Origin of the sequence: Streptomyces coeruleoprunus, assembly GCF_039542925.1 — a bacterium.
Lineage (GTDB): Bacteria > Actinomycetota > Actinomycetes > Streptomycetales > Streptomycetaceae > Streptomyces > Streptomyces coeruleoprunus.
Map to the genome: position 1 here is coordinate 5,218,565 of NZ_BAABIT010000001.1, position 14,918 is coordinate 5,233,482.

Consider the following 14,918-nt stretch of genomic DNA (forward strand, 5'->3'; position numbering starts at 1 on the left):
TGTCGACGGGCCACGGGACCGACCGTACGTCATCCCAAGCGCGCCGCCGCACGGTAGCTTTTCCCCGTCGAACCAGAGGCGCCTCGCCGATCGGCTCCGGTAAATTACATCACGTCACAAGCTGTCCCTTTTGCGGAGTTTCGCTCCCGATGCTGTTTACTGAGGCCGCTGGGAAAAGGCGAACCTCGTCCCACACTGGAGGTCCCGGTGACGACACGTGGAGTCCTGTACGTACACTCCGCACCGCGCGCGCTGTGCCCGCACGTCGAATGGGCGGTCGCGGGAGTGCTCGGCACGCGGGTCCAGCTCGACTGGATCCGGCAGCCGGCCTCCCCGGGCACCTGGAGAGCGGAATTCTCCTGGCAGGGCGAATCGGGTACGGCCTCCAAGCTCGCCTCCGCCCTGCGCGGCTGGCAGATGCTCCGCTTCGAGGTGACCGCCGAGCCGTGCTCCACGGCCGAGGGCGAGCGCTACAGCGCCACGCCCGAGCTGGGCATCTTCCACGCGGTGATCGGCATCCACGGCGACATCATGATCCCCGAGGACCGGCTGCGCGCCGCCCTGGCCCGCTCCGCACAGGGCGAGACGCAACTGGAGGCCGAGATCGCCAAGCTGCTCGGCAAGCCCTGGGACGACGAGCTGGAGCCGTTCCGCTACGCGGGCGAGGGCGCCCCGGTCCGCTGGCTCCACCAGGTCGTCTGACGGTTCGACACGCCGTACGCGTGCCAACGGACGCGGGCGCGGACGGGCCCGCGTACGGAACGAGGAGGGGCCCCCACCGCAGGGTGGGGGCCCCTCCTCGTATGCCTGTCGGCGTGCCGGCCGGACAGTCCCGTTGGCTCAGACCGTTCGGAACGCCAGGACCACGTTGTGGCCGCCGAAGCCGAACGAGTTGTTGATCGCCGCGATCGTGCCCTCGGGCAGAGCACGGGGCTCGCCGCGCACGATGTCGGCGTCGACCTCCTCGTCCAGCTCGTCGACGTTGATGGTCGGCGGGGCCGTGCGGTGGTGCAGCGCCAGGACCGTCGCGACGGTCTCGATGCCGCCCGCGCCGCCCAGCAGGTGGCCGGTCATCGACTTGGTGGCCGAGATCGCGACATGGTCGAGGTCGTCGCCGAGCACCTTGCGCAGCGCCTTCACCTCGGCGACGTCACCCTGCGGGGTGGACGTGGCGTGCGCGTTGAGGTGCACGACCTCCGCGGGCTTGAGGTCCGTCGCGTCCAGCAGGTTCTGCAGCGCGGCGGCGATACCGCGGCCGGTCGGCTCCGGCTGCGCGATGTGGTGGCTGTCGGCGGACAGGCCCTGGCCCAGCGCCTCGCAGTAGACGCGGGCGCCGCGCGCGGCGGCGTGCTCGGCCGACTCCAGGACGACCACACCGGCGCCCTCGCCCAGCACGAACCCGTCACGGGCCTTGTCGTACGGGCGGGAGGCCTTCTCGGGCTCGTCGTTGTTCTTGGACATCGCCATCATGTTGGCGAACGCCGCGATGGGCAGCGGGTGGATGGCCGCCTCGGTACCGCCCGCCACGACCACGTCGGCGCGGCCGGTGCGGATCATCTCGATGGCGTAGCCGATCGCCTCGGCGCCCGACGCACACGCCGACACCGGGGTGTGCACGCCCGCCCGGGCGTTCACCTCCAGGCCGACGTTCGCGGAGGGGCTGTTCGGCATGAGCATGGGCACGGTGTGCGGGGAAACCCGGCGCGAGCCCTTGTCCTTCAGCACGTCGTACTGGTCGAGCAGCGTGGTCACACCGCCGATGCCGGAGGCGATGACCGAGCCCAGCCGCTCGGGCTGGATCTTCTCGTCCTCGCCGGCGGGGCCGGTGTAACCGGCGTCCGCCCACGCCTCGCGGGCCGCGATGACGGCGAACTGCGCCGAACGGTCCAGCTTGCGCGCGAGGGGGCGGGGCAGCACCTCACCCGGGTCGACCGCCACCGGAGCGGCGATCTGGACGGGCAGGTCGGCGAAGCGCTCGCCTTCCAGGGGCTTGACGCCGGAACGTCCCGCCAGCAGACCTTCCCAGGTCGAGGCGGAGTCGCCACCCAGCGGTGTGGTTGCGCCGATACCGGTGACGACCACGGTGCGATTGGTCGAACTCACAGGAATTCTTTCTCCACGTGTATGAGGTATGCGTGAAAACGGCGCCACCGCCGGGTGGCGAACCGGATCAGGCCTGGTGCTTGAGGATGTAGTCGGCAGCGTCGCCGACCGTCTTGAGACCCTTGACGTCCTCGTCCGGGATCTTCACGTCGAAGCGCTCCTCGGCGGCGACGACCACCTCGACCATGGACAGCGAGTCGACGTCCAGGTCGTCGGTGAAGGACTTGTCCAGCTGGACGTCCTCGGTGGGGATACCGGCGATCTCGTTGACGATCTCGGCGAGACCCTGGACGATCTCTTCCTGAGTGGCGGCCATGTTGGCGCTCCTTCGGTGTGTAGCTCTGTGATTCTCAGAGGATGTGAGGCGTACGTGCGGAGGGATCCGTACGGTGCCTAGGGGAGGGTAACGACCGTCGCGGCGTAGACGAGACCCGCCCCGAAGCCGATGACGAGCGCGGTGTCGCCGCTCTTCGCCTGTCCGGTCGCCAGAAGCCGCTCCATCGCGAGCGGGATCGAGGCGGCCGAGGTGTTGCCGGTGGTCTCCACGTCACGGGCGACCGTCACGTGCTCCGGCAGCTTCAGCGTCTTCACCATCGAGTCGATGATCCGCATGTTGGCCTGGTGCGGGATGAAGACATCCAGGTCGGCCGCGGTGATGCCGGCTGCGTCGAGCGCCTGCTGCGCGACCTTGGCCATCTCGAAGACGGCCCAGCGGAACACCGCCTGGCCCTCCTGCGTGATGGCGGGGAACCGGTCGACCTCGCCGTCGCGGTAGTCCGTCCACGGCACGGTCTGCTTGATCGTCTCGGACTTGTCGCCCTCGGAACCCCAGACCGTGGGGCCGATCGCCGGCTCCTTGGCGGGGCCCACGACGACCGCGCCGGCGCCGTCGCCGAACAGGAAGGCCGTGGCACGGTCCTCCAGGTCGGTGAGGTCGCTCAGCCGCTCGACGCCGATCACGAGGACGTACTCCGCGGAGCCTTCGACGACCATGCCCTTGGCGAGCGTCAGGCCGTAGCCGAAGCCCGCGCAGCCCGCCGAGATGTCGAACGCGGCCGGCTTGTTCGCGCCGATCCTGTCCGCGATCTCGGTGGCGACCGCGGGGGTCTGCTTGAAGTGCGAGACGGTGGAGACGATGACGCCACCGATCTGCTCAACGGTGATCCCCGCGTCGGCGATGGCCTTGCCGGCCGCCTCGGCCGACATCGCGGCCACGGTCTCCTCGTCGGACGCCCAGTGCCGGGTGGCGATGCCGGAGCGGGAGCGGATCCACTCGTCGGACGAGTCGATCTTCTCGAGGATCACCTCGTTCGGCACGACACGGGTGGGGCGGTAGCCGCCCACGCCCATGATGCGTGCGTACGGGGCGCCCTGACTGGGCTTGATCTTCGCCATGCTCTGCGGCTCCTTGCTCCGGGTCAGGCGGCGGCGCCGGCGTGCTCGGCGATGAGCGCGCGGGCCGCGTCGAGGTCGTCGGGGGTCTTCAGAGCGAGCGTCTGGACCCCGGGGAGGGCGCGCTTGGCGATACCGGTCAGGGTGCCACCGGGGCACACCTCGACCAGCGCGGTCGCGCCGAGCCGCTGGAACGTTTCCATGCACAGGTCCCAGCGGACCGGGTTCGCGACCTGACCCACCAGGCGGGCGACGACGTCGGCACCCGTGGCGACGGTCATGCCGTCCTTGTTCGAGACGTAGGGCACCTTCGGGTCGGCCGGCGTGAGGACCTTCGCGGCCTCCTCCAGCCGGGCCACGGCGGGCGCCATGTGGTGCGTGTGGAACGCGCCGGCCACCTTCAGGGCCACCACGCGGCGGACGCCCTCGGGCTTGTCCGCCTCGAGCGCGGCCAGCTGCTCCATGGTGCCGGCGGCCACGATCTGGCCCGCGCCGTTCACGTTCGCCGGCGTCAGACCCAGCTTCTCCAGGTGCGGGACGGTGACCTCGGGGTCGCCGCCGAGCAGCGCCGCCATGCCGGTCTCCGTGACGGCGGCGGCCTCGGCCATCGCCAGACCACGCGTCCGGACGAGGCGCAGCGCGGTCGTGTCGTCGAGGACACCCGCGAACGCGGCGGCCGTGATCTCACCGACGCTGTGACCGGCGACGGCGTCCGGCGTCACGTCGTCACCGAGCGCGGCGGCGGACAGCAGACCTGCCGCCACCAGCAGCGGCTGGGCGACCGCGGTGTCGCGGATCTCCTCCGCGTCGGCCTTCGTGCCGTAGTGGATGAGGTCGAGCCCGATGGCCTCGGACCACGCGCCCACGCGGTCGGCGGCGCCGGGAAGGTCGAGCCAGGGGGTCAGGAAGCCAGGCGTCTGAGCGCCCTGGCCGGGAGCGACGAGTACGAGCACCCTCACACTCTCTCTTGTGGACGGTCGTCGGCGCCCGTGGGGACTGGGACGAAGAACCGTCGGGGGAATTGTTGGTGTCCGACAAAACCCTACGGCTGGAGGTCACCGTCGGCCAGGCGCCCCAGGATCAACGCGATCCTCAGCGTGAACGCCGAGCGAACATCGGAGGGTGACCATCCGGTGACGTCCGTCACACGTCGCAGCCGGTAGCGCACGGTGTTTGGGTGGACGAACAACATCCGCGCCGCCCCCTCCAGGCTGCTCGCCTGCTCCAGGTAGACACTGAGCGTCTCCAGCAGCGCCGAGCCCGCCTCCTTCAGCGGTCTGTAGATCTCCTCCACCAGCTGCTCACGGGCAGCCGGATCGGACGCGATCGCGCGCTCCGGCAGCAGATCGTCGGCCAGCACCGGGCGCGGGGCGTCCTGCCAGGCGGAACACGCCTTCAGGCCCGCCGCGGCCGCCTGCGCGGACCGCGTGGCCGCCAGCAGGTCGGGTACGACCGGACCGGCCACCACCGGACCCGCGGCGTACGGGCCGATCAGCGCCTTGGCGACGGCCAGCGGGTTCTCGCTGCCGCCCGCGATGACCACCAGCCGGTCACCCAGCACACCCGTCAGGACCTGCAGCTTCGCATGACGGGCCGCGCGGCGGATCGCCTCCACGGTCAGCTCGCTGTCCCCGTCGGGCGCTGTGCCGAGGATCACACACACATGCTCCGGCGAATTCCAGCCGAGCGCCGCCGCCCTGCTCACCGCACCCTCGTCGGCCTCGCCCGACAGCACCGCGTTGACCACCAGCGACTCCAGCCGGGCGTCCCACGCGCCGCGCGCCTCGGCGGCCTGCGCGTAGACCTGCGCCGTCGCGAAGGCGATCTCCCGGGCGTAGACCAGCAGCGCCTCACGCAGCACCGACTCGTCGCCGGGCGCCGCGACCTCCTCGATCGCCGACTCCATGACCTCGATGGTCGTCCGCACCATCTCGACGGTCTGCCGCAGCGTGATCGCCCGGGTCAACTCCCGCGGCGCCGTGCCGAACACGTCCGTCGAGATCGCCTGCGGCGTTTCCGGATGCCGGAACCACTCGGTGAACGCGGCGATACCCGCCTGCGCGACCAGCCCGATCCAGGACCGGTTCTCCGGGGGCATCGCCCGGTACCAGGGCAGCGTCTCGTCCATGCGGGCGATGGCGCTCGCGGCGAGCCGTCCGGAGGACTGTTCCAGGCGCTTCAGGGTCGCTGCGTGCGGGTGGGCGTCGTTTGCTGCGGGTTCAGGCACGGGGACAAGAGTGCCTTATCGGGACGGCGGCGGGGGCAGCCGGTCTACCGTTGATCTCGTGATTTCCCTACACAGGGCCGGTGACCGCCACCCCGGCGGCGACCCGGCGGCCGGCATCGAGACCCGCCACGCCTTCTCCTTCGGGTCCCACTACGACCCGGACAACCTGCGCTTCGGCGCCCTCATCGCCTGCAACGAGGAGCGGCTGGCACCCGGCGCGGGCTTCGACGAGCACCCGCACAGCCACACCGAGATCATCACCTGGGTCGTCGAGGGTGAGCTGACGCACCGCGACTCGACCGGCCACGCCACCGCCGTCCGCCCCGGCGACCTCCAGCACCTGAGCGCTGCGGCCGGCGTCCGCCACGTGGAGCGCAACGACGGCGAGACCCCCCTGACGTTCCTGCAGATGTGGCTGACCCCACTGACCCCTGGCGGGGAGCCGTCGTATGGGGTGGTCCGGGGTCCCGGCCCGGGCGCGGGGGTTGCTGACGTAGAGCCGGGCCCCGGGCGGGCTCCGGTACCGGGGTCGATACGGACGGGGGTGCCGGACACGGTGCCGGTGCCGCTTCCGTGTCCTACGCCGTGCCGGCCGCCGGGGCCGTCCTGCACGTCCACCGTCCGGGGGCCGGCGAACGCGTCGCGCTGCCGGACGCGCCGTTCGTGTACGTGCACCTGGTGCGGGGCCGGCTCGCGCTGCCTTCGCCGCCGACCGGTCCGGCCGGGCTCACGGCGGGTCCCTCCGGGGAGGAGATCGGGCCGGGCGACGCCGTGCGGATCGCGGGGGAGAAGGGCCTGGAACTGGCCGCCGCCACTGCGGGCGAGGTACTGGTCTGGGAGATGGCGGGCTGACCGGCCCACCGTCTGCCGACGCGGCTCGGCTCGGGCGCGTGGGGGCACGGCCGGCTGCCGGCGTGGCTCGGCTCGGGCGCTCGGGGCGTAACCGGACCTGCTCGGCCGCCTGGGGGCGCAGCCGGCTGCCGGCTCTGCTCGGGTGCCCGGCGGCACGGCCGGACCTGCTCGGGCGTCTGGGGGCGTAGCTGGCTGCTGGCGTGGCTCGGCTCGGGTGCCCGGGGGCGCAGCCGGACCTACTCGGGCGCCTGGGGGAGCGGCCGGACCTGCTCGGCCGCTTGGGGGCGCAGCCGTCTGCCGGCGCGGCTCTGCTCGGGCGTCCGGCGGCACGGCCGGACCTACTGGGGTGCCTGGGGCCGCCCCGGGCTGCCGGCGTTGCTCGGCTCGGGTGCCCGGCGGCACGGCCGGACCTAGTCGGGCGCCCGGCGGCGCAGCCGGACCTAGCCGCGCAGCTCGCCCAGGACGGCGTCCGTGAACGGCGGCCAGGCCTCGATCGCCCACGGGCCGAACGCCCGGTCCGTCAGCGCGACGCACGCCGCCTGGGCGTCCGGGTCCACCCAGAGGAACGTCCCCGACTGGCCGAAGTGCCCGAACGTCCGCGGCGACGACGTACCGCCCGTCCAGTGCGGGGACTTCCCGTCCCGGATCTCGAAGCCGAGTCCCCAGTCGTTGGGCCTCTGGTGCCCGTAGCCGGGCAGGATGCCGGTGAGCCCCGGGTGGACGACCGTCATGGCCTCCAGCACCGTACGGGCGTCCAGCAACCGGGGCGCCTGCAGCTCCGCCGCGAACCGCACGAGGTCGTCGACCGTCGACACGGCGTCCTTCGCGGGCGAGCCGTCCAGCCTCGTCGCCGTCATACCGAGCGGCTCCAGCACCGCCTGGCGCACATACTCGTCGAACGGGATGTCGGTCGCCTTCGCCACGTGGTCGCCGAGCACCTCGAACCCGGCGTTGGAGTAGATCCGCCGCGTCCCCGGCGCCGCCATGACCCGGTGCTCGTCGAACGCCAGCCCTGACGTGTGCGCCAGCAGATGACGCACCGTGGAGCCCTCCGGCCCGGCCGGCTCGTCCAGCTCGACCGCCCCCTCCTCGTACGCGACGAGGACGGCGTAGGCCGCGAGCGGCTTCGTCACCGAGGCGAGTGGGAACTGCCGCGCCGTGGGGCCGTGCGACCCCGCCAGAGTGCCGTCGGCACGCACGACGGCCGCTGCCGCGTTCGGGACGGGCCAGTTCTCGATCATCGCCAGGCTCTGCATGCGCACGAGGGTACTTGCTCGCTGTGGTGCTTGCTTCGAGTGCACTCGAAGGTCCTAGCGTGGGGGCATGACGGTGATCGAGAGCACTCCGGCAGGCACCCAGAGCACCGACATCTGCACTTCGGCACCGCCCGCGCACCCCCGCCCCGACGGGCAGGACCGCTACACGATCAGCGAGGTGGCGGCCTGGACCGGGCTCAGCGCGCACACGCTGCGCTGGTACGAGCGCATCGGCCTGATGCCGCACGTCGACCGGTCCGCCACCGGCCAGCGGAGGTTCACCAACCGCGACCTGGACTGGCTGACCTTCGTCGGGAAGCTCCGGCTCACCGGCATGCCCGTGGCGGCGATGGTCCGCTACGCGGAGCTGGTGCGCGCGGGCGAGCACACCTTCGAGGAGCGGCAGGGGCTGCTGGAGGAGACCCGCAGGGACGTGCGGGCCCGCATCGCGGAGCTCCAGGAGACGCTGGCCGTACTCGACTTCAAGATCAACTTCTATGCGGGCGCCGGCAGGGCGCCGGAAGGGTTCTGACCCGGCATGAGCGGCACGGAACGGATCACCACGGCCAGGCTCGGTACGAACGGCCCCGAGGTCGGCATCCAGGGCCTGGGTGCCATGGGCATGAGCGAGTTCTACGGGGACACCGACGAGGCCGCGGCCCGCGACACCCTGGACGCCGCCCTGGAGGCAGGCGTCACCCTGATCGACACGGCCGATGTCTACGGGCGAGGCGCCAACGAGGAGTTCCTCGCCCCGTTCGTCGCCGCACACCGCGACGAGATCACGCTGGCCACCAAGTTCTCCATCATCCGCACCGACGACCCGCACTATCGCGGCGTCCGCAACGACCCCGCCTACATCAAGTCCGCCGTGGAGAACAGTCTCCGCCGGCTCGGCGTCGACGTCATCGACCTCTATTACATGCACCGCCGCGACCCGGCCGTGCCCTTCGCCGAGTCCGTCGGCGCCATGGCCGAACTCGTCCACGAGGGCAAGATCAAGCACCTCGGCCTCAGCGAGGTCACCGGCCCCGAACTGCGCGAAGCCCACGCCGTTCACCCCATCGCCGCCCTTCAGTCCGAATGGTCCCTGTTCTCCCGCGATGTCGAGCGCAGCGCCGTCGGCGCCGCCGCCGAACTCGGCGTCGCGGTCGTGCCCTACTCGCCGCTCGGCCGCGGCTTCCTCACCGGTGCCTTCGCCGACGCGGCCAAGGACCTCCAGGAAGACGACTTCCGCCGCTCCCAGCCCCGCTTCTCCGGCGACAACGCCCGCCGCAACGCCGCGCTCCTGGAGCCCGTCCACACCATCGCCGCAGCCCACGGCGTGACCGCCGCCCAGGTCGCACTTGCCTGGGTTCACCACCGGTCGGCCGTGCACGGGCTGACCGTCGTGCCCATCCCCGGCACCCGCAGGCGCAGCCGTCTCCTGGAGAACACCGCGGCGACCTGGATCACGCTCACCGAGGCGGAACTCGCCCTGCTGGAACCCATCGCCGCCCGCGTCGCCGGAGACCGCTACCCCGACATGTCCCTCACCTCCGCCGCCCGCGAATCCTGACGGCCCACCGCCGGCCTTGCTCCTGTTCCCGACCGCATGCCCCGCCCCTTCGGACACAGGCACCGGCCGCCGGGCATCCCGGCGCCTCAGGCCAGCCCCAGGGCGAAGGCCGCGAACCCCGTCGCCAGCAGCCCCGCTGCCGCCCGACGTGCCTTCGTGGCCTTCGTCCACGGCGACTCGAAGCCCCGCGCGTACCGGGCTATGAGCAACAACAGCCCGGCGAACAGCGGCATCCAGGCCAGCCGCGCCACGATCCACCCGATCGTTTCCGGCGCCGTGGTCAGTCCCGGCACGGCCCCCAACGTCAGGGACGCGGGAACAGCGGCGGCGAGCATCGCCGTCTGGTGCCAGCACAGGATGGTCATGGCGGACAGGTTGATCATCACAACCGGCGCCCACACGGCCGGCCTGCTCAGCAGCCGGCCCAGCCGGTCGCGCAACAGGATCGCGGCCCCGCTCTGCGCCGCGGCCAGGGCGAGCACGAGCAGCGACGGCGGATGCGAGTTGGCGCGGGCCTCGCCGGGCACACCCACCATCGACGCCGGGTAGTGGAAGACGATCAACAGCGTCGCGAAGAGCACCGCCCCACCGGCCAGCAGCGTCCACGCCTCCCGCCTGCCGAGCCGTTTCTCGCCCCAGCAGACACCGAGCTGGTAGGCGAACAGCCACCCCGGCAGCAGGTTGAGCAGGCCCAGCCAGGACGGCATGACGTCGGCGTACGGTCCGTAGCGCAGGAAGTCGACGACGGCGACCGAACCGAGCAGCGGCGCAGCCGCCCACGTGCCCATCAGCCGCGCCGCCCGCACGCAGTACGGGGTCAGGGCGGTGACGACCGTGTACACGCCCACGAACCACAGCGGCTGTATCACCAGCGTCGACCCGGTCCGCAGAGTGTCGCCGGGTACGCCCAGGGCACTCAGCACCGCTATCAGCACGGCCCAGACGGCGGTGACCCCGAGGACGGGCCTGCCGAGCCGGGCGATCCGGCCCTTGAGCCAGGCCGACGTGCTGCCCGGGTACCGCCGGTAGGACAGCACCGACGCGTATCCGCCGACCAGGAAGAAGATGCCCAGCATCTGCAGCCCCCAGCTCGCGGGCGCCAGGAACCCTAAAGCCGACAGCGGGCTGGCGTTGTGCAGCGCGCCCTCACCGTCGAGCGTGAACCCGCCCACCAGCCAGTGCCCCGTCGGCACCGCGAGGAGGGCGAGCGCGCGCAGCCCGTCGATCGCCCGGTCGCGGTGCGCCGGCGTCTGCTGCTCGATCCTGTCGATGAGCTTCACCTGGCGTCTCCTTCCGCGATGGCGGCGAACGCACGAAGGGACGTGGTGCCGGGCGCGAAGTAGCCGGTGTGGCCCTCGGCGTCCGCGGCGGGCACCCGGCGCGCACCGAACTCCCGCGAGGTCGGGTCGGTTCCGTGGCCCAGGCCCAGGAACTCGACGTTCGGCACCTTGGAGATCCAGTCGGTCGGGTCCTTCGCCGCCCACACCCGTGCCGTCGTGCCCAGAGCGGTGACACTGCCGGCGCGCATGCCGGGGGAGCCGAGGACCACGAGGTCCTTCGCCTTGAGCTGCGCCGCCGCCAGGCCGCACACCACCGACCCGTAGCTGTGGCAGAACACGGCCGGTGCGGCGACACCGGATGCGGCGAGCCCGTCGGTGAAGCGGGCCAGCCGCTCCGCGCCCGCCTCGGCCAGTGCGCCGGTCGCGGCGTCCGGACCGACCCCGACGGGCGTCGTGTACCCGGCCCAGGCGACGACCGCGGTGCGCCCGCCGGTCGCCCGGTGCAGCTGCCTCGCCATCCCCGCCGGTGTGCCGTACGGGTCGCGGGCCCGGTCGTACGACCCCGCGTCGATGTCGGAGCCGGGTACGACGACCGCCACATGGCCGCTGTGCTCCAGGTCCCCGAACACCTCGGCGACCAGACCGCGCCCCCGCGGATCGAAGGCGAGTATCCGGCGCCCGGCCAGACGCGCGAACCGGGGCTCGTGGGCCACGGCGATCGCGTTGGCCTCGTACCGCAGCGCCACGGGCACCCCGTCGAGGTTGCCCACGACCGCCGGGTGACGCCTCGTCAGAGCCCACTGCTGCGCCCGGCTCAGGCCCCGAAAGAACCCGGCCACCTCTGCGGGCGACGCATGAGCCGGATCGGGCAGCGCCCGCCCGAGAGAGGTGTCGGCCCGCCACTCCGCCGTGCCCGGCGGCGGACCCGTCATGGCCTGCTGCGCAGTCCCGGAGGCCCAGCCGGCCGTCCCGGCGACGACGGTCGTCGCCAGTGCGGCGGCCACCAGAGTCCTCTTGTAGCGGCGCATGACGCCCCCTCCTGCCTGTCCTGCTGTGACGCGAAGGAAGGTAAGGAGACGACACCTGAACGTACGTCAACCCCCGGAGCCAACTCCTGAGTGATACCTGGGTAGGGGGTGTCCTACAGGCCGGTGCCCGTGTGGGGTCAGGTCGAGTCGCCGGGCACGACGAGGCCCGACTCGTACGCGAAGATCACCGCCTGTGCGCGGTCGCGCAGGCCGAGCTTGGCCAGTACCCGGCCGATGTGGGTCTTCACCGTCTGCTCCGCCAGCACCAGATGGCCGGCGATCTCCTGGTTGGACAGGCCGCGGGCGACGAGCTCCAGGACCTCCGTCTCACGGGGCGTCAGCCCGTTCAGCCGTACGGACCGGTCCTTGCGCGGGGCGGGGCGCTGCGCGGCGAAGTCCTCGATCAGCCGCCGTGTCACCGAGGGCGCCAGCAGGGCCTCGCCCGCCGCGACCACACGGACCGCCGCGATCAGATCGGCGGGAGGGGCGTCCTTGAGCAGAAAGCCGGACGCTCCGGCACGCAGCGCCTCGTACACGTAGTCGTCCACGTCGAAGGTGGTCAGCATCAGCACCTTCGGCCGGTGCGTCACACCGGGCGGGGGGTTCAGCAGCTCCCGGGCCGCCGCCAGCCCATCCATTTCGGGCATACGGACGTCCATGAGCACCACGTCCGCGTGCGACGAACGCCCCACGTCCACGCCCGCCCTGCCGTCCGCTGCCTCGCCCACCACATCGATATCGGCCTGCGCCGACAGCAGCGCGGCGAAACCCGCCCGCACCATGGCCTGGTCGTCGACGATGATCACGCGGATGGTCACAGGGTCCCCTCGTACAAGTCGGCACGGCTCGCCGGTCAGGGAAGCCGCACGGTGAGCGGAAGACGCGCCGCCACACGGAACCCGCCGTCCGGCAGCGGTCCGGTGTCGAGTCTCCCGTCCGTCAACCGTACGCGCTCCCGCATCCCCACCAGGCCGTGTCCCGTGCCCGTCGTCTCCAGCGGCGAAGTCGGCTCCGTCGGCGGGCCGTTGACGACCAGCACGATCAGCCACTCGAGGTTCGGCGACCTCGTCACCGACACTCTTGTCCTGGCTCCGGGCGCATGCCGCACCACGTTCGCCAGCGCCTCCTGCACGATCCGGTACGCCGACAGGTCCACGGCTTGCGGCACCTGGCCCAGATCCGCCGCCATCGACAGCTCGACCGGCAGTCCCGCCCTCACCGTGGCCTCGACCAGCTGCTGGAGTCGGTTCAGCCCCGGCTGCGGTCCACGCTCACCCTCCGCGTTCTCGCTGCGCAGCACGGCGAGCAGGCGCCGCATCTCGGTGAGCGACTCCCGTGCGGACGCCGCGATCGACGAGAACTCCTCGCGTGCCGCCTCCGGCAGCCCCTCGATCCGGTACGGCGCCGAGTCCGCCTGCACGGTGATCACCGACATGTGGTGGGCCACCACGTCGTGCAGCTCGCGCGCGATCCGGGTCCGCTCCTCCAGCAGTGTGCGCCGGGCCCGCTCGGCCTCGCTGATCGTCTCCTGCTCGACCAGCCGCCGCTGCGTGTCACCGCGCGCCCGCAGCATGCCCGTTATCAACAGCAGGGCACCGCTCAGCACGAAAAGGACCAGGTGGATGCCCTGGCCGAGATCCGGCTGCACCAGCGCGAACACGAACCCGGCGGCGCCCGTCACCAGCCACACGCTGACCAGCGTCCGCCGCTGCTCGCGCAGCCCCACGGCCAGCATCAGCGCCAGGTAGCCGACCACGGCCATGGGAGTCCACGGCCACGGCAGGCTCTCGGCGAAGTCGCGGTTCGCCGTCACCAGCGCGCCGAGCACATCCGCGGTGAAGACGATCCACCACGCCTGCAGCGGCCGGGAGACCGCCATCAGCAGCGGAGCCGTCTGGGCGGTGGCCAGCGTTCCCGCGATGCCGCCGTTGACGTGGTAGTCCTGGATCAGAACGACCACGGTCACCGGCAGCAGCGAGGCGACGAACGCGAACGCCACCGCGTACGGCAGCAGCCGCACCCACCGCGAGGCGGCCTGGCCGAGCAGCGGCTCCCCCGGCTCCGTCGGCGTCGACAGTGCCGCGCCCAGCGCGTGCACCGCCTCGCGCACAAGCCGCCGCGACCGCTCCGCGAGCGTGACGGGCGAACCGCTCGCGCCGGGCTTGCCGGGCGCCGGTGGGGTGGGGGAGGACGGGGAAGCGCTGCTCATGATCCGCCAGCGTAGGCTCGCCCGGCCCGGTGCGGCGTCATACCCGGGAGCCAGTTCACCGCCTCATACCCCGGTATGACACCGCACGAGCGCTACAGCTCCGCCAGCAGTTCGGCCTTCTTCGCCGCGAACTCCTCGTCCGTCACCAGGCCCGCCTGGTGCAACTCGCCCAAGTGCCGGATACGGTCCGCGATGTCGGCCGGGTCGCGCCGGCCAGCAGCGACCGGCACGGGCACCGGAACCGCGCGCTCCGAAGCCCGCACGGCCTCCAGCACCGCGGCCGCGAAGGGCAGAGACTCGTGCACCGGCCCGTAGCCGAGCCCGAAGACCACAGCTGCCGGGTCATGGTCCGCCTGCGCGGGCTGGCTGTCACCACCTCGCCTCAGCAAGCGGAGATAGCCGTCCAGGATGTCCGGCGAGCGCCACTCGACGCCGCTCAGCTCTCTCACGGAGAAGGTCTGGTCGCCTGCCTTCCACTTCGCGGACGACGCGCCCGTCCAGAACCAGCGGAAGGAGACCTGGCCGCCGTCGAAGGCCGCCTTGCCGTCATACGCCTTGAACTGCAGCGGCGCCTCGGGCGCGGCGACCAGGAAGCGCTCGGCCGGTTCCGAACGGTCGGGCCCCAGCAGCGAGCGCAGCTCGTCGGCGTAGTACTCGGCCAGCGTCTCGCGCTCCGCCGGCAGCACCAGCCGGTAGGGGTCGGAGCCCTCCTTCAGCTGCCCGGCGGCCGCCTCCATCAGCGGGTCCGCACCCGCGCGCGGCACCGCGTGCAGCACCACCGTTCCCCGCTTGCCCGGGGCGAGCGTCACCGATGCCAGCGCTTCATGGGGCACGCGTCTTTCGCGCAGCGCCTGGAAGAGCTTCGGCGCCCTGATCCCCCGTTCGAAGCGGATGAGCACGGCGTCGGGTTCGAACTCCCAGGTGGCATGAATTCCGGCCAGCACATCACCCATGCGCCTCATCGTATGCGGCGGGCGCCCGCGCGTCGCCCCTGGAAGAGGTGCCGAAATGGA

14 protein-coding genes and 1 pseudogene are annotated in these 14,918 nt (G+C 72.1%); 4 read left to right on the forward strand and 11 right to left on the reverse strand.

Going from position 1 to position 14,918, the window contains the following annotated elements:
- Nucleotides 1–207: 207 nt before the first annotated feature.
- Nucleotides 208–702 carry a DUF3145 domain-containing protein gene (locus ABEB09_RS23300; RefSeq protein ID WP_345691850.1) on the forward strand — a complete coding sequence of 165 codons (495 nt, stop codon included), beginning with the start codon at nucleotides 208–210 and terminating at the stop codon, nucleotides 700–702.
- Nucleotides 703–840: 138 nt separating this feature from the next.
- Here ABEB09_RS23300 and fabF read toward each other — a convergent pair whose 3' ends face one another.
- From fabF to ABEB09_RS23325, 5 genes are all read right to left on the reverse strand, one after another.
- Nucleotides 841–2,103 carry a beta-ketoacyl-ACP synthase II gene (gene fabF / locus ABEB09_RS23305; RefSeq protein ID WP_345691851.1) on the reverse strand — a complete coding sequence of 421 codons (1,263 nt, stop codon included), beginning with the start codon at nucleotides 2,101–2,103 and terminating at the stop codon, nucleotides 841–843.
- Nucleotides 2,104–2,170: 67 nt separating this feature from the next.
- Nucleotides 2,171–2,419 (reverse strand): acyl carrier protein, encoded by a 249-nt coding sequence (locus tag ABEB09_RS23310; protein ID WP_345691852.1) that lies wholly within the window; start codon nucleotides 2,417–2,419, stop codon nucleotides 2,171–2,173.
- 77 nt (nucleotides 2,420–2,496) lie between these two features.
- Entirely contained in the window at nucleotides 2,497–3,498 is a 1,002-nt protein-coding gene (locus ABEB09_RS23315; protein WP_345691853.1) for a ketoacyl-ACP synthase III, read from the reverse strand.
- Between the two features lie 23 nt (nucleotides 3,499–3,521).
- Nucleotides 3,522–4,448: an ACP S-malonyltransferase gene (locus ABEB09_RS23320; protein ID WP_345691854.1), complete on the reverse strand. Its 927-nt coding sequence runs from the start codon at nucleotides 4,446–4,448 to the stop codon at nucleotides 3,522–3,524.
- Between the two features lie 89 nt (nucleotides 4,449–4,537).
- Nucleotides 4,538–5,722: a PucR family transcriptional regulator gene (locus ABEB09_RS23325; protein ID WP_345691855.1), complete on the reverse strand. Its 1,185-nt coding sequence runs from the start codon at nucleotides 5,720–5,722 to the stop codon at nucleotides 4,538–4,540.
- A gap of 58 nt (nucleotides 5,723–5,780) precedes the next feature.
- Here ABEB09_RS23325 and ABEB09_RS23330 point away from each other — a divergent pair.
- A pseudogene (locus ABEB09_RS23330) lies at nucleotides 5,781–6,574 on the forward strand (pirin family protein).
- Nucleotides 6,575–7,014: 440 nt separating this feature from the next.
- On the opposite strand, the gene ABEB09_RS23335 reads toward ABEB09_RS23330, so the two are convergent.
- Nucleotides 7,015–7,830: a serine hydrolase domain-containing protein gene (locus tag ABEB09_RS23335; protein ID WP_345691856.1), complete on the reverse strand. Its 816-nt coding sequence runs from the start codon at nucleotides 7,828–7,830 to the stop codon at nucleotides 7,015–7,017.
- 67 nt (nucleotides 7,831–7,897) lie between these two features.
- Between ABEB09_RS23335 and ABEB09_RS23340 the strand changes: the two genes are divergently transcribed.
- Together ABEB09_RS23340 and ABEB09_RS23345 are read left to right on the forward strand one after the other, a co-directional pair.
- A complete protein-coding gene (locus tag ABEB09_RS23340; protein WP_345691857.1) occupies nucleotides 7,898–8,362 on the forward strand; it encodes a MerR family transcriptional regulator in 465 nt (154 codons plus the stop codon).
- A 6-nt stretch (nucleotides 8,363–8,368) separates the two neighbouring features.
- On the forward strand, nucleotides 8,369–9,388 hold the full coding sequence (locus ABEB09_RS23345) for an aldo/keto reductase (RefSeq protein ID WP_345691858.1): 1,020 nt from the start codon (nucleotides 8,369–8,371) through the stop codon (nucleotides 9,386–9,388).
- Nucleotides 9,389–9,474: 86 nt separating this feature from the next.
- Here ABEB09_RS23345 and ABEB09_RS23350 read toward each other — a convergent pair whose 3' ends face one another.
- From ABEB09_RS23350 to ABEB09_RS23370, 5 genes are all read right to left on the reverse strand, one after another.
- Complete coding sequence (locus ABEB09_RS23350) at nucleotides 9,475–10,668, reverse strand: acyltransferase family protein (protein ID WP_345691859.1); 1,194 nt, start codon at nucleotides 10,666–10,668, stop codon at nucleotides 9,475–9,477.
- A complete protein-coding gene (locus ABEB09_RS23355) occupies nucleotides 10,665–11,696 on the reverse strand; it encodes an alpha/beta hydrolase (protein ID WP_345691860.1) in 1,032 nt (343 codons plus the stop codon). The genes ABEB09_RS23350 and ABEB09_RS23355 overlap by 4 nt, the downstream gene beginning before the upstream one ends.
- 137 nt (nucleotides 11,697–11,833) lie before the next feature.
- Nucleotides 11,834–12,514, reverse strand: coding sequence for a response regulator (locus ABEB09_RS23360; RefSeq protein ID WP_345691861.1), 681 nt, complete (start codon nucleotides 12,512–12,514; stop codon nucleotides 11,834–11,836).
- Nucleotides 12,515–12,549: 35 nt separating this feature from the next.
- Nucleotides 12,550–13,905: a sensor histidine kinase gene (locus ABEB09_RS23365; RefSeq protein WP_345691862.1), complete on the reverse strand. Its 1,356-nt coding sequence runs from the start codon at nucleotides 13,903–13,905 to the stop codon at nucleotides 12,550–12,552.
- A 92-nt stretch (nucleotides 13,906–13,997) separates the two neighbouring features.
- Nucleotides 13,998–14,858, reverse strand: a complete 861-nt coding sequence (locus ABEB09_RS23370) for a DUF4429 domain-containing protein (RefSeq protein WP_345691863.1) — start codon at nucleotides 14,856–14,858, stop codon at nucleotides 13,998–14,000.
- Between the last annotated feature and the right edge of the window lie 60 nt (nucleotides 14,859–14,918).

Excerpts from the sequence above, each read along its gene's own strand:
- ABEB09_RS23310 (WP_345691852.1), bottom strand. The coding sequence starts at position 2,419 with ATGGCCGCCACTCAGGAAGAGATCGTCCAGGGTCTCGCCGAGATCGTC.
- ABEB09_RS23315 (WP_345691853.1), bottom strand. The coding sequence starts at position 3,498 with ATGGCGAAGATCAAGCCCAGTCAGGGCGCCCCGTACGCACGCATCATG.
- ABEB09_RS23335 (WP_345691856.1), bottom strand. The coding sequence starts at position 7,830 with ATGCAGAGCCTGGCGATGATCGAGAACTGGCCCGTCCCGAACGCGGCA.
- ABEB09_RS23340 (WP_345691857.1), top strand. The coding sequence starts at position 7,898 with ATGACGGTGATCGAGAGCACTCCGGCAGGCACCCAGAGCACCGACATC.
- ABEB09_RS23345 (WP_345691858.1), top strand. The coding sequence starts at position 8,369 with ATGAGCGGCACGGAACGGATCACCACGGCCAGGCTCGGTACGAACGGC.
- ABEB09_RS23355 (WP_345691860.1), bottom strand. The coding sequence starts at position 11,696 with ATGCGCCGCTACAAGAGGACTCTGGTGGCCGCCGCACTGGCGACGACC.
- ABEB09_RS23365 (WP_345691862.1), bottom strand. The coding sequence starts at position 13,905 with ATGAGCAGCGCTTCCCCGTCCTCCCCCACCCCACCGGCGCCCGGCAAG.
- ABEB09_RS23370 (WP_345691863.1), bottom strand. The coding sequence starts at position 14,858 with ATGGGTGATGTGCTGGCCGGAATTCATGCCACCTGGGAGTTCGAACCC.